At 72.4% G+C, this 24,603-nt stretch carries 27 protein-coding genes; 15 read left to right on the top strand and 12 right to left on the bottom strand.

The window, feature by feature from the left end; genetic code table 11:
- Positions 1–63 precede the first annotated feature (63 nt).
- From ETD86_RS25435 to ETD86_RS25425, 3 genes are all read left to right on the top strand, one after another.
- The gene (locus ETD86_RS25435; protein WP_138668673.1) at positions 64–522 is read left to right on the top strand and encodes a universal stress protein; all 459 of its coding nucleotides are present in this window, start codon (positions 64–66) and stop codon (positions 520–522) included.
- A 365-nt stretch (positions 523–887) separates the two neighbouring features.
- Positions 888–1,742 carry a PAC2 family protein gene (locus tag ETD86_RS25430; RefSeq protein WP_138668672.1) on the top strand — a complete coding sequence of 285 codons (855 nt, stop codon included), beginning with the start codon at positions 888–890 and terminating at the stop codon, positions 1,740–1,742.
- Positions 1,743–2,024: 282 nt separating this feature from the next.
- The gene (locus ETD86_RS25425; RefSeq protein WP_138668671.1) at positions 2,025–2,525 is read left to right on the top strand and encodes a hypothetical protein; all 501 of its coding nucleotides are present in this window, start codon (positions 2,025–2,027) and stop codon (positions 2,523–2,525) included.
- A gap of 50 nt (positions 2,526–2,575) precedes the next feature.
- Here ETD86_RS25425 and ETD86_RS25420 read toward each other — a convergent pair whose 3' ends face one another.
- Together ETD86_RS25420 and ETD86_RS25415 are read right to left on the bottom strand one after the other, a co-directional pair.
- Entirely contained in the window at positions 2,576–3,292 is a 717-nt protein-coding gene (locus ETD86_RS25420) for a sirohydrochlorin chelatase (protein ID WP_138668670.1), read from the bottom strand.
- The gene (locus ETD86_RS25415) at positions 3,289–4,455 is read right to left on the bottom strand and encodes a uroporphyrinogen-III synthase (protein WP_138668669.1); all 1,167 of its coding nucleotides are present in this window, start codon (positions 4,453–4,455) and stop codon (positions 3,289–3,291) included. Before ETD86_RS25415 ends, ETD86_RS25420 begins: the two co-directional genes overlap by 4 nt.
- Before the next feature lie 228 nt (positions 4,456–4,683).
- Here ETD86_RS25415 and def point away from each other — a divergent pair, with 228 nt between their 5' ends.
- A complete protein-coding gene (gene def / locus ETD86_RS25410; RefSeq protein ID WP_138668668.1) occupies positions 4,684–5,166 on the top strand; it encodes a peptide deformylase in 483 nt (160 codons plus the stop codon).
- Here def and ETD86_RS25405 read toward each other — a convergent pair.
- The 3 genes from ETD86_RS25405 to ETD86_RS25395 are packed head-to-tail and all read right to left on the bottom strand — an operon-like array spanning position 5,105 to position 6,939.
- A complete protein-coding gene (locus tag ETD86_RS25405; protein ID WP_138668680.1) occupies positions 5,105–5,386 on the bottom strand; it encodes a WhiB family transcriptional regulator in 282 nt (93 codons plus the stop codon). The genes def and ETD86_RS25405 overlap by 62 nt on opposite strands.
- A 33-nt stretch (positions 5,387–5,419) precedes the next feature.
- The gene (locus ETD86_RS25400) at positions 5,420–6,343 is read right to left on the bottom strand and encodes a glycosyltransferase (RefSeq protein ID WP_138668667.1); all 924 of its coding nucleotides are present in this window, start codon (positions 6,341–6,343) and stop codon (positions 5,420–5,422) included.
- Positions 6,340–6,939 (bottom strand): D-glycero-alpha-D-manno-heptose-1,7-bisphosphate 7-phosphatase, encoded by a 600-nt coding sequence (locus ETD86_RS25395; protein ID WP_246148141.1) that lies wholly within the window; start codon positions 6,937–6,939, stop codon positions 6,340–6,342. The genes ETD86_RS25400 and ETD86_RS25395 overlap by 4 nt, the downstream gene beginning before the upstream one ends.
- Positions 6,940–7,109: 170 nt before the next feature.
- On the opposite strand from ETD86_RS25395, the gene ETD86_RS25390 reads away from it, so the two are divergent.
- The 9 genes from ETD86_RS25390 to ETD86_RS25350 all read left to right on the top strand — a co-directional run bounded on the left by ETD86_RS25390 (position 7,110) and on the right by ETD86_RS25350 (position 16,725).
- Complete coding sequence (locus tag ETD86_RS25390; protein WP_138668666.1) at positions 7,110–8,753, top strand: carbamoyltransferase family protein; 1,644 nt, start codon at positions 7,110–7,112, stop codon at positions 8,751–8,753.
- Positions 8,750–9,757 carry a glycosyltransferase family 2 protein gene (locus ETD86_RS25385; RefSeq protein WP_246148139.1) on the top strand — a complete coding sequence of 336 codons (1,008 nt, stop codon included), beginning with the start codon at positions 8,750–8,752 and terminating at the stop codon, positions 9,755–9,757. The genes ETD86_RS25390 and ETD86_RS25385 overlap by 4 nt, the downstream gene beginning before the upstream one ends.
- Positions 9,754–10,992 carry a glycosyltransferase family 9 protein gene (locus tag ETD86_RS25380; RefSeq protein ID WP_246148137.1) on the top strand — a complete coding sequence of 413 codons (1,239 nt, stop codon included), beginning with the start codon at positions 9,754–9,756 and terminating at the stop codon, positions 10,990–10,992. The genes ETD86_RS25385 and ETD86_RS25380 overlap by 4 nt, the downstream gene beginning before the upstream one ends.
- Entirely contained in the window at positions 10,989–12,176 is a 1,188-nt protein-coding gene (locus ETD86_RS25375) for a glycosyltransferase (protein ID WP_138668664.1), read from the top strand. Before ETD86_RS25380 ends, ETD86_RS25375 begins: the two co-directional genes overlap by 4 nt.
- A gap of 2 nt (positions 12,177–12,178) precedes the next feature.
- The gene (locus ETD86_RS25370) at positions 12,179–12,727 is read left to right on the top strand and encodes a D-sedoheptulose-7-phosphate isomerase (protein WP_138668663.1); all 549 of its coding nucleotides are present in this window, start codon (positions 12,179–12,181) and stop codon (positions 12,725–12,727) included.
- A 65-nt stretch (positions 12,728–12,792) separates the two neighbouring features.
- Positions 12,793–14,217 (top strand): PfkB family carbohydrate kinase, encoded by a 1,425-nt coding sequence (locus ETD86_RS25365; protein ID WP_342779304.1) that lies wholly within the window; start codon positions 12,793–12,795, stop codon positions 14,215–14,217.
- Positions 14,214–14,888, top strand: a complete 675-nt coding sequence (locus ETD86_RS25360; protein WP_138668662.1) for an SDR family oxidoreductase — start codon at positions 14,214–14,216, stop codon at positions 14,886–14,888. Before ETD86_RS25365 ends, ETD86_RS25360 begins: the two co-directional genes overlap by 4 nt.
- Positions 14,879–15,766, top strand: coding sequence for a glycosyltransferase family 9 protein (locus ETD86_RS25355; RefSeq protein ID WP_138668661.1), 888 nt, complete (start codon positions 14,879–14,881; stop codon positions 15,764–15,766). The genes ETD86_RS25360 and ETD86_RS25355 overlap by 10 nt, the downstream gene beginning before the upstream one ends.
- On the top strand, positions 15,763–16,725 hold the full coding sequence (locus ETD86_RS25350; RefSeq protein ID WP_138668660.1) for a UDP-glucuronic acid decarboxylase family protein: 963 nt from the start codon (positions 15,763–15,765) through the stop codon (positions 16,723–16,725). Before ETD86_RS25355 ends, ETD86_RS25350 begins: the two co-directional genes overlap by 4 nt.
- Positions 16,726–17,052: 327 nt before the next feature.
- Here ETD86_RS25350 and mshC read toward each other — a convergent pair whose 3' ends face one another.
- The 5 genes from mshC to ETD86_RS25320 are packed head-to-tail and all read right to left on the bottom strand — an operon-like array spanning position 17,053 to position 20,970.
- Positions 17,053–18,276 carry a cysteine--1-D-myo-inosityl 2-amino-2-deoxy-alpha-D-glucopyranoside ligase gene (mshC, locus tag ETD86_RS25340; protein ID WP_138668659.1) on the bottom strand — a complete coding sequence of 408 codons (1,224 nt, stop codon included), beginning with the start codon at positions 18,274–18,276 and terminating at the stop codon, positions 17,053–17,055.
- Positions 18,277–18,286: 10 nt separating this feature from the next.
- On the bottom strand, positions 18,287–18,934 hold the full coding sequence (locus tag ETD86_RS25335) for an NRDE family protein (protein ID WP_138668658.1): 648 nt from the start codon (positions 18,932–18,934) through the stop codon (positions 18,287–18,289).
- Between the two features lie 30 nt (positions 18,935–18,964).
- Positions 18,965–19,729 carry an SCO1664 family protein gene (locus ETD86_RS25330; protein WP_138668657.1) on the bottom strand — a complete coding sequence of 255 codons (765 nt, stop codon included), beginning with the start codon at positions 19,727–19,729 and terminating at the stop codon, positions 18,965–18,967.
- Entirely contained in the window at positions 19,726–20,274 is a 549-nt protein-coding gene (locus ETD86_RS25325) for a DUF3090 domain-containing protein (RefSeq protein ID WP_138668656.1), read from the bottom strand. The genes ETD86_RS25330 and ETD86_RS25325 overlap by 4 nt, the downstream gene beginning before the upstream one ends.
- Before the next feature lie 9 nt (positions 20,275–20,283).
- Complete coding sequence (locus ETD86_RS25320; protein WP_138668655.1) at positions 20,284–20,970, bottom strand: MSMEG_4193 family putative phosphomutase; 687 nt, start codon at positions 20,968–20,970, stop codon at positions 20,284–20,286.
- A gap of 148 nt (positions 20,971–21,118) precedes the next feature.
- Here ETD86_RS25320 and ETD86_RS25315 point away from each other — a divergent pair, with 148 nt between their 5' ends.
- Both ETD86_RS25315 and ETD86_RS25310 read left to right on the top strand, forming a co-directional pair.
- The gene (locus ETD86_RS25315) at positions 21,119–22,066 is read left to right on the top strand and encodes an aldo/keto reductase (protein ID WP_138668654.1); all 948 of its coding nucleotides are present in this window, start codon (positions 21,119–21,121) and stop codon (positions 22,064–22,066) included.
- Positions 22,067–22,193: 127 nt separating this feature from the next.
- Positions 22,194–23,036, top strand: a complete 843-nt coding sequence (locus ETD86_RS25310; RefSeq protein WP_138668653.1) for a hypothetical protein — start codon at positions 22,194–22,196, stop codon at positions 23,034–23,036.
- A gap of 78 nt (positions 23,037–23,114) precedes the next feature.
- Here the strand turns inward: ETD86_RS25310 and fabI are convergent, their stop codons facing one another.
- Both fabI and ETD86_RS25300 read right to left on the bottom strand, forming a co-directional pair.
- Entirely contained in the window at positions 23,115–23,879 is a 765-nt protein-coding gene (gene fabI / locus ETD86_RS25305; protein WP_138668652.1) for an enoyl-ACP reductase FabI, read from the bottom strand.
- A 1-nt stretch (position 23,880) separates the two neighbouring features.
- Positions 23,881–24,576 carry a beta-ketoacyl-ACP reductase gene (locus ETD86_RS25300; RefSeq protein ID WP_138668651.1) on the bottom strand — a complete coding sequence of 232 codons (696 nt, stop codon included), beginning with the start codon at positions 24,574–24,576 and terminating at the stop codon, positions 23,881–23,883.
- Positions 24,577–24,603: the final 27 nt, after the last annotated feature.

The raw sequence follows: 24,603 nt of genomic DNA, 5'->3' as shown, positions 1-24,603 counted from the left end.
GTGGTGGGGTGGGGCGCTAGGCTGCCGGGTGTGCATTGAACACGGCGTCCAATAGGGGGCTGCATGGCCTACCGCACCGTACTCGTCGGCACCGACGGCTCGAGCTCGTCCTTCCGGGCCGTGTCCGCGGCGGCGTCCCTGGCCGCGGCGACCGGCGCCACCCTCGTCCTGGCCTGCGCGTACCTGCCCATGCGGGAGAGCGAGCGCGCGGTGGCCGCCGATCGGCTCGGCGAGCTCGCGTACAAGGTGAGCGGCTCGACCCCGGCGGAAGACGCGCTGCGGGCAGCGCGGGAGCATGCCGTCGCGGCGGGCGCCGCCGACGTGGTCCTGGCCGCCGAGCAGGGCGAGGCCGTGGACGTGCTGGTCTCGCTGGCAGGCAGGCACCGCGCCGACCTGATCGTGGTGGGCAACCGCGGGCTCAACAGCCTGGCCGGCCGGCTGCTCGGGTCCGTGCCCTCCGGGGTGTCCCACCGCGCCTCCTGCGACGTGCTGATCGTCCACACCACCGACGGCAAGCGCTGACTGACCACCCGGACACCTGCCCTCGCTGAGCACGAAGCCACGCACGGAGCTGAGCACGGAGCCACGCACGGAGCCACGCACGGAGCCGAGCACGGAGCCGAGCACGGAGCCGAGCACGGAGCCGAGGCGGGCCACAGGGCCACCGGGCCGCGGGACGGCGTGCAGCCGGGCGGGGGCTGCGCCGAGCGCGAACACATACGCGCGCGAGAGGCGCCGTGAGCTCGGCATACCCGCGCGCACAGGCCCGCCGGCCGGGAACGGTCCGGTCGACGTTACGGGCGGGCGGGCGTTCGGAGGGAGATCGGTGACGCCGATGCCTCCTTACCGCATAGGCTTAGCGGGACAATGGAGAGAGGAGGCGACACGTGATAGAGCTCGAAGGGCTCCCCGAGCTCGTCGACCCGGTGCTCATTGCCGCGTTCGAGGGGTGGAACGACGCGGGCGAGGCCTCCAGCGGTGTGATCGCCCATCTCGAGTCCGCGTGGAAGGCCGAGCCGCTCATCGCGCTCGACCCGGACGACTATTACGACTTCCAGGTGACGCGGCCCGTGGTCGAGATGAACGACGGGCTGGCCCAGTCGATCGTGTGGCCGACGACCCGGCTGCTGCGCGCCAGGCCGGCCGGCGTGGAGCGCGACATCGTGCTGCTGCGCGGCATCGAGCCCAACATGCGCTGGCGCTCGTTCTGCGCCGACATCATCGAAATCTGCCGCGAGCTGGGCGTGGAGCTGGCCGTCATGCTGGGCGCGCTGCTCAACGACTCTCCGCACACCCGCCCGGTGCCCATCCTGGGCGGTGCCACGGACGCGACGCTCGCCCAATCGACCAATCTGGAGCTGAGCCGCTACGAGGGCCCGACGGGCATCGTGGGAGTGCTACAGCACGCGTTCGGCCAGGCTGGGCTTGACGCGATCTCGCTGTGGGCGTCGGTGCCGCACTACGTGGCCCAGCCGCCCAACCCGAAGGCGACGCTGGCGCTGCTGCGCCGCCTGGAGGACGTGCTGGAGATCCCGATGCCGCTCGGCGAACTCGACGAGGAGGCCCGCGCGTGGGAGCGGGGCGTCGACGAGCTGGCGTCGCAGGACAGCGAGGTGGCCGAGTACGTCAAGGAGCTGGAAGAGCGCAAGGACGCCGCCGAGCTGCCCGAGGCGAGTGGGGACGCGATCGCGGCCGAGTTCGAGCGTTACCTGCGGCGACGGGACGGCGGCACCGACAGCTGACGTCACCGAAACAACGGAAGCCTCCCCCGGTGCGACACTGACAGCTAACCCTCAGGGATTAAAACCGACAATTTTTCACGCTTTCGGGTAATAATCGGTGACCAACAAGATTGCATGTAGTTGGGACCCCAGATTCAAGGTCACTTACCCTGATAAATCGCGAAAGCCTCGGCTTCGCGCCGTGATGCCTACCCACTGACCGCGCACGTTAGGCACGCCATGGCGACTTCCCATGTAGATCCGCATCAAAGAAGTCAGGACACCCGGCGGCGCATCCTGGAGATGGCCGTCTCCCTCAGGGAGGACCGCACCGGCGGCTCCGTGGATCACTTCCTCGCCCTGCTTCAGGACCGGCTCCCGCTCTGGCTCAGCATTCTGCACGATCTTTCGCACCACATCGGAAGAGGGTGCGTATCAGACAATCTTCTTCCTATTGCCCAAGCGGGCATTGATTACTACGTCGACGTACAGAGCGCGGCGCTGCCCGCGTTCACCTCGCCGAACGTGACCGTCCGTTTCCGCGAGGCCATCCGCGACAACGGGCTCGGGCCTCCTACCGAGACCGCCCCGCTGGCCGCCTATCTGGCGGCCGAGCAGCGGCTCGGCCGGATCCGAGCCGACGTCGACCCGGAGGCCAGCGCCCGGCTGCTGATCGCGGGCTGCTTCCACCGGGCCTACATCGAGATGTTCGTCGGCGCCGACGCCGGGCCGACGCGCGCGGCGAGCGCCGTCGAGATCGTGCGGGAGCTGCGTCTGGAGCCCGTCACGTCGCCGGTCGCCTGACGTCCGAGCCTGCGACGTCCCGAGCGGGACGTCCGCAGGTCGGCGGGCTGCTAGTGCGGCAACGCCTGGACGGTCTGCGGCATGGTACGGCGGCCGCGCAGGGCTTCGTCGTAGCGGTGCCAGATCAGCGCCGCCACGTCCGGGTCGGCGCCCAGCGGCTCGCTCACCAGCCCCGCGCCCGCCGCGACCAGGCGGTCGTGGAAGAAGCCGGGAGCCAGCACGTACGAGGCGATCGCCACCCGGGCGGCAGGCGTCGAGCCGAGCCGCTCCATGGCCTCCCCCAGCGACGGCGAACCGGCCGAGGCGAAGGCCGCCGTGACCGGGCGGGCCAGGCGTACCGCGAGCCGGTGCGCGGCGGCGCGCACGTCGGCGAGCGCGGCCGGGTCGGAGGAGCCGGCCGCGCCGAGCACGACGGCGTCGGTGGCGCGCAGTCCGGCCCTGGCGAGCTTGCGGGCCAGCACCGACGTCAGCAGCCGGTGCGGACCGAGCCAGCCGGCCACCACGGCGTCCGGGCGGTGCTCGGCGATGACGTCGGGCAGGTCGATGTGGACGTGGTAGCCGCCTGCCAGCAGCAGCGGGACCACCACCACAGGGCCGCGGACGGCGTCGAGGACGTCGGACAGGAGGGGCGAGCTGATCTCGAGGTAGCTGAGCTCGACCCGGTGACCCGGGCGTGCCCTGGCGGCGGTCCGCGTCAGGGCCGACAGGGTCTCCTCCCCCGCGGCGCTGCGCGTCCCGTGCGCGGCCAGGATCAGTGTGGGCTTCACATCCCCGCCTCGTACTGGCACGCGAGCCGGTAGCCGCGCTTGACCACCGTCTCGACGATCCCGCTCGGGCCGAGCGCGCGGCGCAGCCGGGTGATGGCCATCTCCACGGCGTGCTCGGCCGAGTCGCGCGCGATGCTGCCCGGCAGCACGGTACGCAGGTCGGCGCGGGACACCACGTGCCCAGGCTTGTCGGCCAGCCGCTTGAGCACGGCCATCGGGGCGGGCGGCAGCGGCCGCAGTTCGCTGTCCACGACCACGGCGTGGCCGCGGATCTCCAGGTGGTGGTCGCCGGCCACGAGCCTGGTGACGCCGTGCTCGGGCAGGTGCCTGGCCAGAGCGCGGGCCAGCGCGCCGAGCCGCGAGCGGTCCGGCTGCAGCGTCGGCACGCCGCGCGCGGTGAGCGGCCCGGCGGTGACGGGCCCCACGCAGGCGGCCACGACCGACCCGCTGAACGCCGCCAGCAGCGTGTCCTCCAGCCCTTCCGCACGCGCCATGCCGAGCATCGCGTGTACGGCGGGCGCGCTGGTGAAGGCGACCGCGTCCACCGAGCCGGAGATCGTCTGGCTGATCAGGCGGCGCAGCGGCGAGACGTCGCGGTACGGCAGCCACCGGTAGACCGGGATCTCGATCACCTCGGCGCCGGCCTGGCGCAGGTCGGCGACGAAGCCGTCGAGCGGCTCGCCGTGCTGCTGCACCGCGATGCGCCGGCCGCGCAGGTTCTGGTCGAGCAGGTACTGCTTGACCTCCTCGCACGACTCGGTGGCGGGGGTCCAGTAGTCGTTGAGCCCGGCGGCCCGCACCGCTCCCCTGGCCTTGGGCCCGCGGGTGAGCAGCCGGGCGGTGGACAGGTGCTCGCCCAGGTGGGCCGACAACCCCCAGCCTTCGGCGGCGGCCATCCAGCCGCGGAAGCCGACACCCGTGGTGACGACCACGTCGTCGAGCGGTGACTCGAGGGCGAGTCTGGTGGCGGCGAGCAGGTCGGTGTCCTCCGCCAGGGGAACCAGCCTGATCGCGGGGGCGCTGACCACCCGGGCGCCGCGCCGCTCCAGCAGGGCGCCGAACTCCTCGCGCCGCCGGGTCGCGGTCACGCCGATCGTGAAACCCGACAGCGCGTCGGGCGCCGTTTCCGGAGCACCGCCGCCTTCGAGGGGAAGAGCACTCATGCCGTCACCTCCAGGGATACGAGAATGCCTGGCCGGGCCCCGAGCACTCGGCCAGGCATCACAGGCGCATGTGACGCAAGTGAGATCACCCTCCGATATTGCTTTCGGGTGGTTTCGCCCACGGGTCCCTTCTGTTACCGCTGTGCTACAAGGCCGGGCATTCGCGGTTGGCAGGAGGCGATCGCGGGAAACGTCCACCGTGACGACGCGGCAATCGGGGAGTGGCGTGTGACGGTCCGGCCTATTCGCACGTTCGGTGATCCGGTGCTCCGCTCGGTCGCGGAGCCGGTCGAGGACTTCGATCGAGAGCTGCGGCGGCTGGTGAAGTCGCTGACCGCCACGATGCGGGCGGGAGCCGGCCGGGCGGGGCTGTCGGCACCGCAGATCGGGGAGCCGGTACGGGTGCTGGTCTACGCGTACGACGGCCGATCAGGCCATCTGATCAACCCGCGGCTCGAGCTGTCGGAGCGGCGCGTCGTCGCCGACGAGGCGTGCCTGTCGGCGCCCGGCGTGTGGTGGCCACTGGAACGTTCCTACATGGTCACCGCGCGTGGCCGCGACATGTTCGGCAAACCCGTGACGGTGCGGGCGCTCGGCGTGCTGGCGAGGGTGCTGCAGCACGAGGCCGACCACCTGGACGGCGTGTTGTTCAGCGACCACCTCGAAGCGGCTGAGCGTGAACGCTTTCTCGCGGCGGCTCAGCCAGGCTGAGCTCCCGCCGCTGCTCCGGGTCGGTGCCGCCCCAGACGCCGTACGCCTGCCGGGTGGTCAGCGCGTACTCCAGGCACGGCTCGCGCACAGGGCAGCCATGGCATACGGTCTTGGCCCGCTCGACCTGTGACTGGCTCGGCCCTTCCACGGAGATCGGGAAGAACAATTCCGGGTCCAGGTCCAGGCAGGCGGCTCTGCGTGTCCAGTCGAGCATCATCATCATGACGTTCGCGCCTACCCATGCCGTCCGGGGTCATACATGCGCGAGCAGCAGCCGGTCCCAGTCGGACAGGAACCTGCCGAGCCCGTAGCGGGCCAGCGCCGCCGCCCGCGCCGCCTTGCCCGCCTGCGCGGCGCTCTCCGGGTCGGCGGCGAACGTGTGCAGGGCGTCGGCCAGCACGTCGACCTTCGTCGACAGCACGCCGGCCTCCGGCGGCACCGCTTCGAAGGCCTCGGTCGCGGCCAGCGCGACGACCGGCATGCCCAAAGTCATCGCCTCGATGAGGGCCAGGCCGAGCGAGGTCCACCGGTAGGGGTGCAGGTAGACCCGCCGCCTGGCCAGTTCGGCGTGCATGACGTGCTGCGGCAGGTCCTCGTACGCGCCGTACGGCAGCCCGTTCACCTTCATGCCGAACACGTCGAGCGGGACCCGCGAGGCGAAGCCGGGCAGCAGGTCGGTGCCGGCCACCCGGGTGCGGCGCACCGGCTCGTTGACCACGACGCCGGCCCGGGGCAGCTCCCCCGTGTAGAGGTGGCCGGGGTCGGGCACGCCGTGCTCGATCACACGCGTGGGCGCCTTGCCGTTGTCCCAGTAGAGCTCGTTGAAGTGGGTGACGTGGACCAGCGTGATGTCGGCGCGATCCGCCAGCGGGTGCCGGGTGTGCGGCACGTCGCCCTTGGGCGTGTTGTGCTCCACGTAGATGCCCGGCACGTCGCGGCCGAGCCATTCGCGGGCCAGGTCGATCTCGTGCGGCCGCTGGTAGACGGCCACGTCGATCGGCTCGTCGCGGAGCCGGTCCCAGGGGACCTCGCGGGCGCTGTCCGGCCAGTCGAAGGTGGCCGCCCGCCCCCGCCCGTCGGGACCCCGGCCGGGGACGAGCGGCAGCACATAGGTGTGCCCGCCGCGGATGAAGGCGCTCGTCCAAGAGCCGTGCACGTGCCAGATGAGGATCCTCACCAGCGGCTCCAGCCCATGGTGCGGGCCCACGGCGCGGAGATGCGGGCTCCGGCCGGCACCGGCCCTTCGGCGTCGGTGAGCACGCGGTCCACGACGTCGATCAGGTCGTCGGCGACCTCGGGAGCATGCTCGATCTCCTCCGGCAGCGTCAGCGCGGTCGGGACGAGGATGCCCCTGGCGCCGGCGGCCCTGGCGGCCTCCATGTCCCTGCCGATGTCGCCCACGACCACGCAGTCGCGGGGGCTGACGTCGAGCACGGCGGCGGCCCTGATCACGAGCCCGGGCGCGGGTTTGCGGCAGGTGCAGCCGTCGGCGTCGTCGTGGACGCAGATCGCCCACGCGTCGAACGGGCCGAGCAGTTCCTCCACCTTCGCGTTCACCTGGTCCATCTCGTCCGGGGAGACCAGGCCCTTGGCCACGCCGGACTGGTTGGTGACCACGGCCACCGGGACATCGGCGCGCCGTAGCCGGCCCAGCGCCTCCAGCGCGCCCGGCATCGGCTCGACCCGGTTCGGGTCGCCGTTGTAGGGCACGTCCCTGATCAAGGTCCCGTCCCGGTCGAAGAGCACCGCGCCGGGACGTCGCTTTTCGAACACCTTTCACCTCCGTCGCGTGCCCGCCAGCTACCCGAGGGCCGACCCGGCAAACAACTACTCAGAGTGACCAAGTGCAGGCCACTAAGCCCGTTTCCGCATCTCCTGGGCATGGCGCAGGTTTGAGGACCGCTTCGCTCGGTAGCGGTTCACGACATCCGTGGGGAGGAAATATGCGATTTCTCGGCATCAACGCGATCTTTCACGACCCGGCGGCGGCGCTGGTCGTCGACGGGGAGATCGTGGCCGCGGCGGAGGAGGAACGCTTCAGCCGCCGCAAGCACGGCAAGCGACCGCTGGCGTTCTCGGCGTGGGAACTGCCCGAGCTGGCCGCCGCCTGGTGCCTTCGCGAGGCGGGTCTTTCCCCCGAGGACATCGACGTGGTGGCGTACTCGTACGACCCCGGGCTGGTGAGGCAGAGCCCGGATGGCGATTGGGAGGACCTGCGCACGAGGTACGCGGTGCGCGCCCCGCTGTTCCTGGCCACCGCGCTGCCGGGACTGGACCCCGGCCAGGTCTCCTACGTGCCGCATCACGTGGCGCACGCCGCCTCGGCGGGGCTGGCCTCCCAGTGGTCGACGCAGGGGCGTGACTGCGCGGTGCTGGTGTGCGACGGCCGTGGCGAGAACGTCTCCCACCTGGCGGGCCGCTACCGCGACGGCGAGCTGGAGGTGCTGGCCACACAGGAGCTGCCGCACTCGCTCGGCCTCATGTACGAGGACGTCACCGAGCATCTCGGCTTCCTGCGCTCCAGCGACGAGTACAAGGTGATGGCGATGGCCTCCTACGGCACGCCCCGCCACCTGGAGGCGCTGCGCGAGGTGATCTACACGACCGGCGACGGCGGCTTCCGCGTCGAGCCGGTCGACTGGAACGTTTATGCCAAGGCCCTGTCCAGGGGCGCCGCCTGGACCTCCGACCACGCCGACCTGGCCGCCAGCGTGCAGGCCCGGCTGGAGGAGGTGCTCATGGAGCTGGTGCGCTGGCTGCACGAGCGCACCGGCGAGCGGCGGCTCGCGCTGGCCGGCGGCGTCGCGCTGAACTGCGTGGCCAACACCCGGCTGCTGGACGAAGGGCCGTTCGACGAGGTGTGGGTGCAGCCCGCCGCCGGGGACTCCGGGACCGCGCTGGGCGGGGCGCTGCACCTGGCGCAGGCCTACGGCGAGCAGGCCGCCCCCATGCCGACCGCGGCGCTGGGTCGCGGCTTCACCGACGAGGAGCTGGGCGCGTGGCTGGACGTGGCCCGCGTGCCGCACACCCGGCCCGCGGACCTGGCCGCGGCGGTGGCCGCCGAGCTGGCCGCCGACAAGATCGTGGCCTGGTTCCAGGGGCGGGCCGAGTACGGGCCGCGGGCGCTCGGGCACCGGTCGCTGCTTGCCCATCCCGGGCACGCGCGCAACACCGAGCGGCTCAACGACGTCAAGGGGCGCGAGCAGTTCCGGCCGATCGCGCCGATGGTGCTGGAGTCGCGGGCGGCCCAGATCTTCGGGCGGGGGCCCGTGCCGTCGCCGTACATGCTGTTCGTGCACGACGTGCACCCGGACTGGGCGGCGCGCATCCCCGCGGTGGTGCACGTGGACGGGACCGCGCGCATCCAGACGGTCTCCCCCGCCGCCCAGCCGCTGATGGCGCGGGTGCTGGCGGAGTTCGAGTCCCGCACGGGGCTGCCGGTGATCGTCAACACGAGCCTGAACACCGCGGGACGGCCGATGGTGGACGACCCGCGGGACGCGCTCGAATGCTTCGGGTCCGCACCGGTGGACGTGCTCGTGCTCGGGCCGTACGTGGTGCGGCGCGGCGAGGTGTTCGCCTCGTGATCACCGTCGTGATCCCCACCATCGGGCGGCCGACGCTCGCCGACACGCTGGCCGCCGTGGGCTCCGAGGTGCCGGTGATCGTCGTGGACGATCGTGTTACGGACCGCGACCAGACGGGTACGCTTCGTCGTGGCGGTGGCAGTCGCACGAAGGAGCGTGGTGTGACGCTGTCCGCCCTGTCACGTTTTGAGCACGTACGAGTCGTCCGGTCGGGAGGCCGGGGTCCTGCCGCGGCACGCAACGCCGGGTGGCGGGCCGCGGAGACACCCTGGGTGGTGTTCCTCGACGACGACGTGATCCCCCAGCCCGGATGGGCCGCGGCCGTCTGGAAAGACCTGGTGGACCTGCCCGAGGACGTGGCGGGCAGCCAGGGGCGCATCGTGGTGCCGCCGCCGTCCGGCCGCCGGCCGACCGACGCCGAGCGCAACACCGCCGGACTGGCGGACGCGCTGTGGGTGACGGCCGACATGGCCTACCGGCGGTCGGTGCTGGAGGCGGCCGGCGGGTTCGACGAACGTTTCCCCCGGGCCTACCGGGAGGACGCCGACCTGGCGCTGCGGGTCGCGCGGGCGGGCCACCGGCTCGTGCGCGGCGACCGGGTGACGGCGCATCCGGTACGCCAGGACGGGTTCTGGGCCAGCGTGCGCTTCCAGCGCGGCAATGCCGACGACGCGCTGATGCGGCGCGTGCACGGCCGGGGATGGCGTGCGGCCGTCGGCGGCGGGCGCGGGCGGCTGCGGACGCACGCGGTGACCACGGCGGCCGGACTCGCGGCCCTGACCCTCGCGGCCTTGAGCGCCCGCCGGACTCTCCCGGCGACGCGACGCGCCGCCGTCCTGGCCGGGCTCGTATGGGCCGGGTTGACGGCGGAGTTCGCGTGGCGGCGGATCACGCCCGGGCCGCGTACCCCCGATGAGGTGTGGCGGATGGTCGTCACCAGCCTGGTGATCCCGCCGGTCGCGTGCGCGCACCGGCTGCGGGGGGAATGGAGGGTGCGGCGATGAGCGCTCGCATGCGGGGAGCGGTGCTGTACGGTGCGGGCCCGTGCGCGACGGCGGGCGCCGCGACGTGCGGCGCCGCCGCCAAGGTCACGCCCACGAGGGCGAGGGCCGAGAAGACCGAACGGGCCGCCGCCAAGAGCGCCGGCGGGCGGGGACGCGTGCTGGTGGCGCGGCTCGACGACGCCGGGGACGTGCTGCTGACCGGGCCCGCCGTCCGGGCGGTGCGCACGCAGGCCGACGAGGTCGTCTTCCTGGCCGGCCCCAACGGGAGGGCGGCCGCCGAGTTGCTGCCCGGCGTGGACCGCGTCGTGGAGTGGCAGGCCCCGTGGATCGACCACACTCCCCCGCCCGTCGGCAAGGCGCAGGTCGCCGACCTGGTCGGGCGGCTGCACGGCATCGACGAGGCGGTGATCCTCACCTCGTTCCACCAGTCGGCGCTGCCGCTGGCGCTGCTGCTCAGGCTGGCCAGCGTGCGCAGGATCACCGCGATCAGCAACGACTACCCGGGCTCGCTGCTCGACGTCCGCCATGTCGTGGACGAGAGCGTCGACGTGCCCGAGGCCGAGCGGGCGCTGGCCGTGGCGCGGGCGGCGGGGTTCGAGCTGCCGCCGGGCGATGACGGCAAACTCGCAGTTCAGCGGCCATTGCCGGATATAGACAAATTTACGGGGCATTTGCTCAGTGTCGGCGCCGATGCCGGCAGAAGTGCCAACAAAGGCGCCAACAGAGGCGCCAACACCGGTGCCAATGGCGGCACCGACACAGGCGCGTACGTCGTGGTGCATCCGGGGACGTCGGCACCCGCGCGGACCTGGCCGGCCGAGAGGCATCGGCAGGCCGTTCGCGGGCTGGCGGAGGACGGGCACCGAGTCGTCGTGACCGGCACAGAACGTGACCTCACCGCCTACGTGGCCGGCGACGACGCGGCCGACCTCGGCGGCGCGACCACGTTCGCCGAACTGGCCGCCGTGCTGGCAGGCGCCGGCGTGCTCGTGGCCGGCAACACCGGCCCCGCGCACCTGGCCGCGGCGGTCGGCACGCCGGTCGTGAGCCTGTTCGCCCCCGTCGTCCCGGCGGCGCGGTGGGCCCCGTACGGGGTCCCCGTGGTGCTGCTCGGCGACCAGCAGGCGCCCTGCGGGAACAGCAGGGCCCGCACCTGCCCGGTCCCCGGACACCCGTGCCTGTCCCAGGTGACAAGTGAGCAGGTGGTCAAGGCAGTGAGGGAGTTGACTCAGTGAAGGTCGATCTCATCTCCGAGCACGCGGACCCGCTGGCCGCGATCGGCGGCGTCGACGCGGGCGGCCAGAACGTGCACGTCGCCGCGCTGGCCGTCGCGCTGGCCGAGCGCGGGCACACGATCACGGTCCACACCCGGCGCACGTCGACGTCGCAGCCGGCGTCGGTGCCACTGGCGCCCGGCGTCACGGTCGAGTACGTACCCGCCGGCCCCCCGGTGCCGGTGCCGAAGGACGAGCTGCCGCCGTACATGCCGGAGTTCACCGACCGCCTCGCCGACCACTGGGCGATCGACCCGCCGGACGTGGTGCACGCGCACTTCTGGATGAGCGGGCAGGCGGCGCTGCAGGCCGCCGACGGCATCCCCGTGGTGCAGACGTTCCACGCGCTGGGCACCGTCAAGCGGCGCTGGCAGGGCGAGGCGGACACCAGTCCCCCGCACCGGATCGACACCGAGCGCGAGATCGGCAAGCGGGCCGACGCGGTGCTCGCCACCTGCAGTGACGAGGTGGGCGAGCTGTGCGCGATGGGCGTGCCGGAGCGGCGGGTCGTCGTCGTGCCGTGCGGGGTGGACCTGACGGCGTTCTGCCCGGACGGGCCCGTGGCACCGCGCCCGGCGGGCCAGACGGTTCTGTGCATCGGCCGGATGGTGCCGCGCAAGGGCGTGGACACGGTCATCGCGGCGCTGCGCCAGCTGCCCGGCGCCGACCTGGTGATCGCCGGCGGCAGCCCCGACGACGAGGAGGCCGTCAGGCTGCGCGAGCTGGCCGCCGCGTACGGCCTCGAGGACCGGGTGCACGTGATCGGCAGCGTGCCACGCGCGCGGGTGCCGGCGCTGATGCGCTCGGCCGACGTGGTGGTGACGGTGCCGTGGTACGAGCCGTTCGGCATGGTCCCGGTCGAGGCGATGGCGTGCGGCGTCCCCGTCGTGGCGTCCGCGGTCGGCGGGCACCTGGACACGGTCGCCGGCTGCGGCGTGCTGGTGCCGCCGCGCCGCCCGCGCGCGCTGGCCAGAGCGCTGAAGGACGTGCTCGGCGACCCGGACAAGCGGGCCAGGCTCGGCGCGGCGGGGGCCAGGCGGGTCCGCGAGAGGTACGCCTGGCCGCACGTGGCCGAGCGGACCGAGGCCGTGTACACGCAGGTCATCGACGGCAAGCTGTGCGGCCTGGCGGCCTTGGGGGGTTGATCGTGGACACTCATCTGGAAAAGCTCTGGACCACGCTGGAGAAGGTCGACGGCCAGGCGGCGGGGGTCCGCGCGTGGGGCGCGAAGCTGGCCGGCGTGCTGGCCTCCGGCGGCCGGCTGCTGGCCTGCGGCAACGGCGGCTCCGCGGCCGAGGCGCAACACCTGACGGCCGAGCTGGTCGGCCGGTTCAGGGACGACCGGCAGCCGTACGCGGCGATCCCGCTGCACGCCGACGGCTCGTCCCTGACGGCAATCGCCAACGACTTCGGCGCCGAGGAGGTCTACGCCCGCCAGGTGCGCGCGCACGGCCGGCCCGGCGACATTCTGCTGTGCCTGTCCACCAGCGGTGCCAGCTCCAACGTGCTGGCCGCCGCCCGGGCGGCGCAGGACGGCGGGATCCTCGCCTGGGCCATGACCGGGCCGGCGCCCAACCCGCTGGCCGGGCTGTGCGACGACGCGGTGGCCGTGCCCGCGAAGGAGACGGCCACCGTGCAGGAGGTGCATCTCGCGCTGATCCACTTGCTCTGCGACGCGGTGGAGGAGGCGCTGTGACGGATCCGCGACGGAGTGAGGACATCCATCGTTGCCTTCCGGGCGCAGCCCGGCGATCAGACGCCGTGACCAGCGCACCCAAGGCCATGACGGGTCCGCTCGTGGTGCTCGGGGACACGCTGCTCGACGTGGACGTCGAGGGCGAGGCCGAACGGCTGTGCCCGGACGCGCCCGTGCCGGTGGTGGACGTCTTCGCCGAGCAGGCGCGCCCCGGCGGCGCCGGGCTGGCCGCGCTGCTGGCCGCCCGCGACGGCGCCGACGTCGTGCTGATCACCGCGATCGGCGACGACCCCGACGGGCATCGCCTGTGGGGGCTGCTGTCGGAGGAGCTCGACCTGGTACGGCTGCCGCTGCGCGGCGGCACCGTACGCAAGACCAGGGTCAGAGCCAGCGGTCAGACGCTGGTCAGGCTGGACACCGGCGACGGCACCGCCAGGTACGCCCCCAGCGAGGCGGCCGCCGAGGCGATCGCCCGGGCCGGCGCGGTGCTGGTGTCCGACTACGGCAGAGGCGTCGCCAAGATGGCCCGCGAGCTGCTGTGCGAGACCGACGTGCCGGTCGTGTGGGACCCGCACCCGCGAGGCGAGCAGCCGATGCCCGGCTGCGCGCTGCTGACGCCGAGCGAGGCCGAGGCGCGGATGTTGTGCCCGTCCGCCTACCGCGGCCCCGACCAGGCCGCCCGCCGGCTGGTGCGGGAGCTGCGCGCCAGGGCGGTGGCCGTCACGACGGGCGCGCGCGGGGCCGCGCTGGCCCTCGAGGGCGGCCCGCTCACCCGGGTGCCGCCTCCGGTGCAGGCCGGCGGCCAGGACGCGTGCGGCGCGGGCGACCGGCTGGCCGGCGCCGCGGCCCTGGCGCTGCGCGACGGCGCCGGCACGGCGGACGCGGTGGCGATCGGCGTCGGCGAGGCGTCGCGGTTCGTGGAACGCGGCGGCGCCGCCTCCGTGCGGCGTCCCATCGCCGATCTCCGCTCGGGGGCCGGTGACGGATGTCCTCGCTACCCTGCGGATCCATCGCAGGACCACGAGCAGCGGCTCGGCGACCGGCCGCGCACGGCGCTGGAGGTGGCCGAGTTCACCCGCGCCAACGGCGGGCGGCTGATCGCCACAGGCGGCTGCTTCGACCTGTTGCACGCGGGCCACGTGAGCCTGCTGCGGCGGGCCAGGGCGCTGGGCGACGCGCTCGTCGTCTGCGTCAACTCCGACGACTCCGTGCGTCGGCTGAAGGGCCCCGACCGGCCCATCGTGGACGTGCGCGACCGGGTCGAGGTGCTCAGAGCGCTCGGCTGCGTGGACGCCGTGCTGGTGTTCGAGGAGGACACCCCGGCCCGCGCCATCGAGCTGCTGCGCCCCGACGTGTGGGTGAAGGGCGGCGACTACGAGGGGGAGGTCCTGCCCGAATCCGAGGTCCTGGCCCGGCTCAGCGCGGAGATCGTCGTGCTGAGCACCCTGCCGGGACGTTCGACAACCAATCTGATCAGGGAGATCCAGTGAACATCTTGATTACCGGGGGAGCCTCCGGGCTCGGTCTGGCCACCGCCGAGGCCGTCGAGAAGGAGGGCTGGCGGGCGCTGGTCGTCGACGTGCGGGAGCCGGACCAGCGTTTCGATCACGTCACCGCCGACCTGGCCGACCGCGGCGAGGCCGAGCGGGCGGTACGCGAGCTGGCCGAGCGGGCCGGCGGCCTGGACGGCGTGGTGACGGCCGCGGGCATCGACGCGTGCGGCCGGCTGGAGGACGTGCCGGCCGACGACTGGGAGCGGGTCGTCAAGGTGAACCTGCTCGGCACCGCGTCCGTCGTGCGGGCCGCGCTGCCGTACCTGAAGCACACCCGCGGCAAGGTCGTCACCTGCGCCTCGACGCTGGGGCTGCGGCCGCTCAGCGACGCGTCGGCGTACTCGGCGTCGAAGTTCGGCGTCGTCGGCCTCACCCGGGCGCTGGCGGTCGAGCTGCGGGGCGAGGTAGGGGTGACGCTGCTGATCCCGGGCGGCATGCGGACCGGCTTCTTCGACGGACGGCCGGAACAGTACAAACCAGGCCCCGAGGCCGGGCTGAACGATCCGGCCGACGTCGCGCAGACCGTGGTGTTCGCACTGCGGCAGCCGGCCGGGTGTGAGGTGAGAGAGCTCGTCGTCTGCCCCTCGACGGAGACGTCATGGCCCTAGAGCTCTTGGCGCTGCGCGGGCTCGGCCTCGGCGACCTGCTCACGGCCGTGCCCGCGCTGCGGGCCCTGCGCCAGGCGTTCCCCCGGCACCGGATCACCCTCGCCGCGCCGCGGCCGCTCGAGGCGCTGCTCCCGCTGATCGGCGCGGTGGACGACCAGGTGGACGTCTCCGGGCCGGGCCCGATCCCGATGGACACCGCGCAGTTCGACCGGCCGGACATCGCGGTCAACCTGCATGGCAAGGGCCCGCAGAGCATCGACGCGCTGAAGAACACCGAGCCGGGGCGGCTGATCAGCTTCGGCACAGGACCGCCGTGGCAGAACGGCGTGCACGAGGTGCGGCGCTGGTGCGGGCTGCTGGAGTGGCACGGCATCCCGGCCGATCCCACGGACCTGACGCTGGGGATCTCCGACCGCACGGGCCCGGCGATCGTGCACCCGGGGGCCGCCTATCCGGCGCGGCGCTGGCCGCCCGATCGGTTCGCCCAGGTCGCCGCGGCCCTGGACGACGTGGTCGTCACCGGCAACGCTGAGGAAGTGCCCATCGCCAGGAAGGTCGCCGAGTTGGCCGGGCTGCCGCCCGAGCGCATGCTGGCCGGGCACACGTGCCTGGCCGACCTGATCGACCTGGTCAGCCGGGCCAAGCTGGTGGTCTGCGGCGACACCGGCGTCGCACACCTGGCGACGGCGTTCTGCGTGCCGTCGGTGGTGTTGTTCGGGCCGGTCTCGCCGGCGTTGTGGGGCCCGCCGCCCGGCTGGCGCCACGTGGCGCTGTGGGCAGGGCGCTGCGGGGATCCGCACGGCCAGCGGGTCGATCCCGGCCTGCTGAAGATCGAGGTATCCGAAGTCGTCGACGCTGCCTTGGAGGTCACGTCATGAGGGCTCTGGTCACCGGGGGCGCCGGGTTCCTCGGCTCCTACCTGTGCGAGCGGCTGCTGGACGAGGGGGCGGAGGTCGTCTGCATGGACAGCTTCCTCACCGGCGGGCCGCGCAACGTCGAGCATCTGATGAGCCGGCCGGAGTTCCGGCTCATCGAGTGCGACCTGACCGGTTACGTGCACGTACCGGACCGGCTGGACCTCGTCCTGCACTTCGCCTCGGCCGCCTCGCCGGCCGACTACCTGCGCTATCCGATCGAGACGCTGCGGGTGGGCAGCGTGGGCACGCTGCACGCTTTGGGGCTGGCCAGGGAGAAGGGCGCCAGGTTCGTGCTCGCCTCGACCAGCGAGGTGTACGGCGACCCCCTGGAGCACCCGCAGAAGGAGACCTACTGGGGGAACGTCAACCCGGTCGGCCCGCGCAGCGTGTACGACGAGGCCAAGCGCTTCGCCGAGTCGCTGACCACGGCCTACCGCCACTCGCGCGGCACCGACACCGGCATCGTCCGGATCTTCAACACGTACGGCCCGCGCATGCGCCCGTTCGACGGCCGCGCCATCCCGACGTTCATCAGGCAGGCGCTGACCGGCGAGCCGATCACCATCACCGGCGACGGTTCGCAGACCCGCTCGATCTGCTACGTGGACGACACGGTGTCGGGCATCCTGGCCATGGCTGGCAGCGACTTCGCCGGACCGGTCAACATCGGCAACCCGGACGAGGTGACCATGCTGGAGCTCGCCACGACGATCAGGGATCTGGCCGGGTCGTCGTCGGACATCGTGTTCGTCGACCGGCCAGCCGACGATCCCAAGGTCAGGCGGCCGGACACCACGCTGGCGGCCGAGCGGCTCGGCTGGCGGGCGCGGGTGCCCGCCCAGGAGGGGCTGCGCCGCACGATGGAGTGGTTCTCGGCCGAGCTGGCCGCGATCGAGCAGCTCGAGCGGGTGCGGGCCTGAGTCAGCGCTCGTGTGCGCCTTGCCCGCGGCGTCCAGCGGCTGGTCCTGGCCAGGCGGCCACGGGACCGAGCCGGCGAGGTGCACGATGCCGGTGATCTCGTGTTTGTCGCCGAGGGCGAGGAGCGCGGCCTCGTCGGTGAGGTCGGCCTGCTCGACGACGACCCGCTTCGTATAATCAGATCTACTGATAGTCAGCCTAGCGGCAGTTGCGGGTAGGGAAACCCCACGCCTCGGAGAGTGCATGAGAAAGCCCCGCGCCTCCGGAGAGGGTGCGGGGCTTGCGGGCGAGAGGAAGCCCCGCGCTCGGCGCGGGGGCTGTCCGCGTGGTTAGAGTGCGACGCCGAGCAGGGCGTCGGCCAGGTCCTTGGCCAGGGCGGGGGCGTCGGGGTCCGAACCGCCGCCGGTGAGGGCGGCCTCGGCCCAGTCGTCGATCGCGGCCAGCGCGGCCGGCGAGTCGAGGTCGTCGGCCAGGCGCTCACGCACCCGCGTCAGCAGCTCGCCCGCGTACGGCCCGGAGGCCAGCCGCACGGCCGAGCGCCACCGGGCCAGCCTCCGCTCGGCCTCGGCGATCATGCCGGGGACGTACTCCCAGTCGGCGCGGTAGTGGTGGGCCAGCAGCACGAGCCGGACCGCCATCGGGTCGTGCTCCTGGCGCAGCTTGGAGACGAAGACCAGGTTGCCCTTGGACTTCGACATCTTCTCGCCGTCGAGCCCCACCATGCCGGCGTGCGTGTAGAACTTGGCGAACGGCCACTCCCCCGTGGCCGCGTGCCCCTCGGAGGCGCCGCACTCGTGGTGCGGGAAGATCAGATCGGAGCCGCCGCCCGCCACGTCGAATCCGGGACCGAGATGGTCCAGGGCGATCGCGGTGCACTCGATGTGCCAGCCGGGGCGACCCTTGCCCAGCCGGGACTCCCAGGCCGGCTCACCGGGACGCTCGGCCCGCCACATCAGCCAGTCCAGCGGATGGCGTTTGCCGGCCCGGTCCGGGTCGCCGCCGCGCTCGGCGAACAGGGCCAGCATCTCCTGCTCGTCGTAGCCGGACACCTGGCCGAACTTGGGGGCGTCGGCCGCGTTGAAGTAGACGTCACCGTCGAGGACGTACGTGACGCCCTTCGCCGACAGCTTGGCGATCAGGTCGGCCACCCGGCCCACGACCTCGGTGACGCCGACGTACTCGCGGGGCGGCAGGATCCGCAGCGCCTCCATGTCGCCGCGGAACAGCTCGATCTCCCGCTCGGCCAGCTCCTGCCAGTCGATGCCGGTCTTGGCGGCCCGCTCCAGCAGCGGGTCGTCCACGTCGGTGGCGTTCTGCGTGTAATGGACCTCGTGGCCCGCGTCCCGCCACATCCGGCCGACCAGGTCGAAGGCGTGGTAGGTGTTGGCGTGACCGAGGTGCGTGGCGTCGTAGGGGGTGATGCCGCAGACGTACATCCTGGCGGTCGGCCCGGGATCGGTCTGCCGCACCTGCTTGGCGGAGGTGTCGTAGAGACGCAGCGGAATGCTCTCACCAGGGAGCTTTGGAACGTTCTGGGCAGACCACGATCTCATGTCTCTGAGCCTATCCGTCCCGTTCTGCGGTCAAGTCGGTGAAGTCGTACGTCACCCCGTCCGGCGCCAGTGCGACCTCCATCACCGACAGGGAGGCGAAGACGCGGCCGTCGGGCAGCTCGTGCCGCACGATGAGCGCGCCCGGGTCGGCGGACGGCTCCGCCGCGATCAGCTCCCGCCACACCTCGGTCCGGAATCTGGGCAAGTACGCGATGACGCGCTCATTGGCCGGGTCCAGGCCCGAGTTGACGACCATGCTGGTGCCCTCCGGCAGGCGGGAGACCGTGCCGCGCTCGCCGTCCCAGCTGAACAGCCGCACCCCCGCCAGGTCGGCCAGCACCAGGTGGAACGGGTCGTAGCGGGTCAGGTCCGCGCCGGGCAGCTCGCCCGTGTACGCGGCACGCAGCGCCAGGTCCCCCCGCGAGATCTTGGTCGCCTCCGCCGCGGGCGTGCCGTAGGCGTTGAGCAGGGCGGCGGCGCGGCGGGCCGCGGGATGGAGAGCCAGCCAGGTGCCACCGGCCTTGAGATCGCGCCCGCCGATCACGCCCGGGTACTCCGGCCAGTGCTCCCCCGGTCCTTCCCACGGCCGGTCGGCGAACTCGTCTCTCACGCCCAGGAGGGTCAGCGGCTGCCCGGTTCTCACGATCAGCGTGCACATGGGCAAAGGGTATTAAACAGGCTCAGGCGATCAGATGGGGGGCCAGGGAATCGCGGGCCAGCCCTCCGACGGGTACGGGTGCACGCCGGTGTCCAGCAGCCGTCTGACCCGCTGCCAGGTGGCCTCCACCTCCGCCAGCGTCAGCAGCTCGCGCAGCCGCCGCCCCAGCGCGCCTGACTCCAGATCGCGCTCCAGCTTCGCCAGCACGGCCACCGCCTCCCTGGCGAGCGGCTTGCCACGCCACTGCCAGAGCACCGTGCGCAGCTTGTCCTCGACGGAGAAGCACACCCCGTGGTCGACCCCGTAGACGTGCCCCGTCGGCAGCGGCAGCAGGTGGCCGCCCTTGCGGTCGGCGTTGTTGACCACCGCGTCGAACACCGCCATCCGGCGCACCACCGGGTTGCGGCTCTTGACCAGCCGCATCAGGTCGATCTCGCGTTCGGTGTCGATCCACAGCTGCACCATGCCGGGGCCGAACGGGCCCTCGCGGTAGACCGTCGGGGGCACGATGCGCCAGCCGGTGGCCTGCGACACCTCGTAGGCGGCCACCTCGCGGGCGGCCAGGGTGCCGTCGGGGAAGTCCCACAGCGGGCGCTCGCCGCGTACGGGCTTGTAGACGCACGCGGCCGAGCGCTCGCCCAGCTTGACCGAGCAGTAGAGCGTCATGTTGGTGGCTTCGACGAGGCGTCCCGCCACCTCCAGGCGGCCGTCGCGGAGCATCGTGAGGGCGTCCTCGTCGTGCATGCCCGGCGGGTTGGACGGTTTGACGACCGGTTCGCTCTCCGGAGCGGTCATGAAGCCGCCTCACCCCCGCGGTATCCATTGAGGCGTACGCAAACGTGCCCGGTGGCGTCGAGAGGCTGCCCGCACAGCGGGCACGGCGGCCGGCCCGCCGAGACGATCTGCAGGGCCCGCTGGGTGAAGGCGCGCGCGGCTCCGGCACTGATCCGCACACGCAGCACCGCGGGATCCGGACCGTCGAGATCCTCCTCGTCGATGACCTCCTGCGCCTCGATCACCACCTGAGATCTCTCGGCGTCCCACGCCAGAGCCATGGTGCCTACCCGGAAGTCCTCCGCGACCGGCACGTCCAGCGGCTCGTCATCGGTCAGGTCGGCGGGCGCCAGTGCGGGCACGTGCGCGGTGCCCCCGCTCAGGCGCAGCACCTCGTCGAGCAACTCGTCCAACCTGCCCGCGAGCGCGGCCACCTGCAGCTTCTCCAGCGCCACCGTGGTCAGTCTGCCCTCGGCCCTGGCCTGCAGAAAGAACACTCGCGCGCCCGGTTGCCCGAGGGCACCGGCGACGAACCTCTCTGGTGGGTCGTAGTCGAAGACCGGCATAGCCTGACCTTACGTGGTTCCGGACCCGCCGCCGACGGCGGCATCGCTCCCGGTGATGTTTTCTCCCCCGTCTTTCTCCTCCGAATCCTCGGGAAACCGCAATTCCCCCATATCGTTGAGCCTGAGAACAAAGGGACGCAAGGGGGCATAGCGAATGACGGTGAGAGCCGCCGGATCAGCAGTTATCCGCTGAAACTGATCCAGGTGAAGCCCCAGAGCGTCGGCGACGATCGCCTTGATCACGTCGCCGTGGCTGCAAACCAGGTAGACAGCCTTCTCCCCCAGGCGTTGATTCCACTCCCGGACCGCCGACACGGCCCTATGTTGCATTCCGGCCAGGGACTCCCCATCCGGAAAAGTCGCCGCGCTCGGGTGGGTCTGCACGACCTGCCACAGCGGCTCCTGGGCGAGCTCCTTCAGCGGCCGCCCGGTCCACCCGCCGTAGCCGCACTCGATGAACCGCTCGTCGATCTCCACGCCGAGCTCCCGGCCCTCGGCCACGGCCTCGGCCGTTTCCCGGCAACGTTCGAGCGGGCTGGAGACGACGGCGTCGAGCCTGACGCCGGCGATGCGCTCGGCGAGCGCGGCGGCCTGCGCCCGGCCCGCCTCGCTCAGCCGCACCCCGGGGGTTCGCCCGGCCAGCACCGGGCCGGTGAGGTCCGTCAGCCCGTGCCGGGCCAGAAGCAGCGTGGTCACCCCGCAAGTGTCGCAGGCGTCGATCACAGTGTCGAAGCCGGGCGGACGACGTCGGGGCCATCTGGGACCGCCGCTCCGGCGTTGACCACGAACGGCTGCAGGGCGGCAGCCTGATGAGCAGGTCTCTAGTTGGTAGCCTGGCGGGATCATGGAGCAGCGCTATGTCGGCCACAGCGGCCTGTCGGTGTCCCGGCTGGGGCTCGGCACGATGACCTGGGGCCGTGACACCGACGCGGACGAGGCGGCCGCCCAGCTCCGCACGTTCGTGGAGGCGGGTGGCACCCTCGTCGACACGGCCGACGTCTACACCGGCGGCGACGCCGAGCGGCTCCTCGGCCGGCTGCTGCGCGACTCGGTGCCGCGCTCGGAGCTGGTGATCTCCACCAAGGCCGTGGTGACGCCGGCGGGCCGGCGCCCGCGCGACGCCTCCAGGCGCCATCTGATCGCCGCGGTCGACGACTCGCTCAACCGCCTCGGGCTCGACTACGTCGACCTGTGGCAGCTGCACACGTACGACGAGGACGTGCCGCTGGAGGAGACGCTGGCCGCGCTCGACGCGATCGTCGCCTCCGGCCGTGCCGTGTACGCGGGCGTGTGCGACTACACCGGCTGGCAGCTGGCCGCCGCGGCGGTCACCCAGAAGACGATCCCCGGGCGCATCCCGATCACCTCGGCCCAAGTGGAATACTCGTTGCTGGCCCGCGAGCCCGAACGCGAGCTGCTGCCCGCCGCCGCCCACCTGGGTGTCGGGGTGCTGGCTTGGTCTCCGCTGGGCCGCGGGGTGCTGACCGGGAAATACCGCACCGGCATCCCGGCCGACTCCCGGGCCGCGACACCGCACTTCGCCGACTTCGTACGCCCCTACCTCGACGAGAGGAGCCGCCGGGTGGTCGAGTCCGTCATGACCGCCGCCGACGGGCTTGGGGTGTCGCCGCTGGCCGTGGCCCTGTCATGGGTCCGCGACCAGCCGGGCGTGGCCTCGGCCATCGTCGGCGCCCGTACGCACGCGCAGCTCACCGGGGCCCTGCCGGCCGAGGACGTGCTGCTGCCCATAGAGATCCGAGAGGCCCTCGATGACGTGTCGTCACTCGACTGACCACGAACGAGAGACTCACTCACGTATCACTAGTCGATACCGAATCGCAACTTTACCCGCGAAAAGCCTGCGTCTGACGAGCGATATCCATAAAGATTTCCTTCGGAGGCGAGGCGGGAGGGGACGGATGGGGAGCAGGACCGCGATCTCGGCCGGAGTTCTCGCGGTGGCGCTGTCGGCCGTCCCGGGCGCCGCCCCGGCCGCGGCGTCGGCCACTGCGACCACCACTCTGTCTGCCACGAACCAAGACTGCACCCGCGACGGCGGCCTGCTGTCCGGCGTGACCAACACCCTGTGTGACGTCGTCACCACGGTCACCGACACGGTCGACTCGCTGACCGGGGGCACCACGGACCCGGTGACGAGCGGGGTGGACAAGACCACCGACGAGGTGCTCGGCCGGGTCGGCGAGGCGGTCCCGACCGGCAGCGCCACGCCCAGCAAGACCACCGAGCCGTCCGCGACGCCGACCAAGACCGGGCTGGTGCCCGAGAGCCTCGGCGACGTGTGCCTTCCCGTGCTGGCCTGCGAGGACAAGACCGTGCACGACAAGGTGTCGCCGCGGCCCACTCCGTCCCCTGACCGCACCGACGCGCCACGCGAAGGCGACGAGGACTCCTCCACCAAGCCGACCGGCGCCCCCACGCCACCGGTGAGCCGGCCACAGCAGATGGACAACGGGCGGCCGGTGACCGAGCAGGCGACCGCCGGCACCGACGAGCCGCGGGTGGACCTGCTGTGGCCCAACCCGTTCGCGCACGAGCTCACGGTGCCGATGCAGGACCGGCAGGTGGTCCGGCCCACCCCGCCGGCCTCCGACGTGCTGGGGACGGTGCTGACGATCGCCCTGCTGGGGTCGGCGGTGCTGGCCACGCGGATCGTGCAGCAGCGTCGGCAGCGTACGGAGCCGGTGGAGTCGATCCCGTTCGAGCCGGCCCGCGTCGGCAGCGGCCGGCACCGGCTGGCCTGACCCGGCTGGCCTGACGGGCTGGCCTGACCGCGCCAGGCCACGATCGCGCCGCCGCAGCGGCGCGGTCGTGGCGGGTGGTCAGGCGCCGATGGCGTGGACGCCGCCGTCCACGTGGACGATCTCGCCGGTCGTGGCCGGGAACCAGTCGGACATGAGCGCGACGCACGCCTTGGCGGCCGGCACCGTGTCGGACAGGTCCCAGCCCAGCGGCGCCTTCTCCGGCCAGCTGTCCTCGAACTCCTTGAACCCGGGGATCGACTTGGCCGCCATCGTCCGCAGCGGCCCGGCCGCGACCAGGTTGACGCGGATGTTCTGCTTGCCGAGGTCCCGGGCCAGGTAGCGGTTGCAGGACTCGAGCCCCGCCTTGGCGACGCCCATCCAGTCGTAGACGGGCCACGCCTTGGAGGCGTCGAAGTCGAGGCCGACGATCGCGCCGCCCTCCTTCATGAGCGGCAGGCAGGCCACGGCCAGCGACTTGAACGAGTACGTCGACACCTGCAGCGCGGTGGCGACGTCCTCCCACGAGGTGTTGAGGAAGTTGCCGCCGAGCGCGCTCTGCGGGGCGAAACCGATCGAGTGGACGACCCCGTCGAGGCCGTCGACGTGCTCGCCGACCCGGGCGGCCAGCGTGTCGAGGTGCTCGGTGCTCTGCACGTCGAGCTCCAGGACCGGCGCCGGTGAGGGCAGGCGCTTGGCGATGCGCTCCACCAGGCTGAGCCGGCCGAAGCCGGTGAGGACGACCGTGGCGCCCTCCTCCTGGGCGAGTTTGGCGACCGAGAACGCGATCGACGCGTCCGTCAGGACCCCCGTCACGAGGATCCGCTTGCCTTCGAGAATGCCCACGTCAGTGCCCCATTCCGAGTCCGCCGTCGACCGGGATCACGGCCCCGGTGATATAGGAGGCGTCGTCGCTCGCCAGGAAGCGCACGACACGCGCGATCTCCTCGGGGGCCGCCTGCCGGCCGAGAGGGATGTTCGCGACGATCTTCTCGTGGTCGAGGTCGGCCGTCATGTCGGTGGCGACGAATCCGGGCGAGACCACGTTGACCGTGATGTTGCGAGAGCCGTACTCGCGGGCCAGAGAGCGGGCGAAGCCGACCAGGCCGGCCTTGGAGGCGGCGTAGTTGGCCTGTCCGGCCTGGCCGGACAGGCCAACGACGGAGGAGATGAGGACGATCCGGCCGCGCTTGAGCTTCATCATCGGGCGGATGGCCCGCTTGGCGACACGGAAGGCGCCGGTCAGGTTGGCGTCGATGACGTCGGTGAAGGCGTCCTCCTTCATCATCGCCAGCAGCGTGTCCTTGGTGATGCCGGCGTTGGAGACCAGGACCTCGACCGGGCCCTGCTCGGCTTCGATCTTGTCGAAGGCGGCCTCGACGTCGGCGGTGCTGGTGACGTCGCAGCGCACGCCGAACAGGCCCTCGGGCGGCTCCCCCGATCGGTAGGTGACCGCGACGGCGTCGCCGGCCGCGGCGAGTTCACGGGCGATCGCGAGGCCTATGCCGCGATTGCCCCCGGTGACGAGTACAGAGCGTGCCATGTCACCTGACGCTATCTCCTACTCGCC

The organism is Nonomuraea turkmeniaca (assembly GCF_005889735.1).
In the GTDB taxonomy this organism is placed as follows: domain Bacteria; phylum Actinomycetota; class Actinomycetes; order Streptosporangiales; family Streptosporangiaceae; genus Nonomuraea; species Nonomuraea turkmeniaca.
The sequence above is the reverse complement of the archived record's forward strand: the minus strand, read 5'-3'. Positions and strand labels throughout refer to the sequence as shown.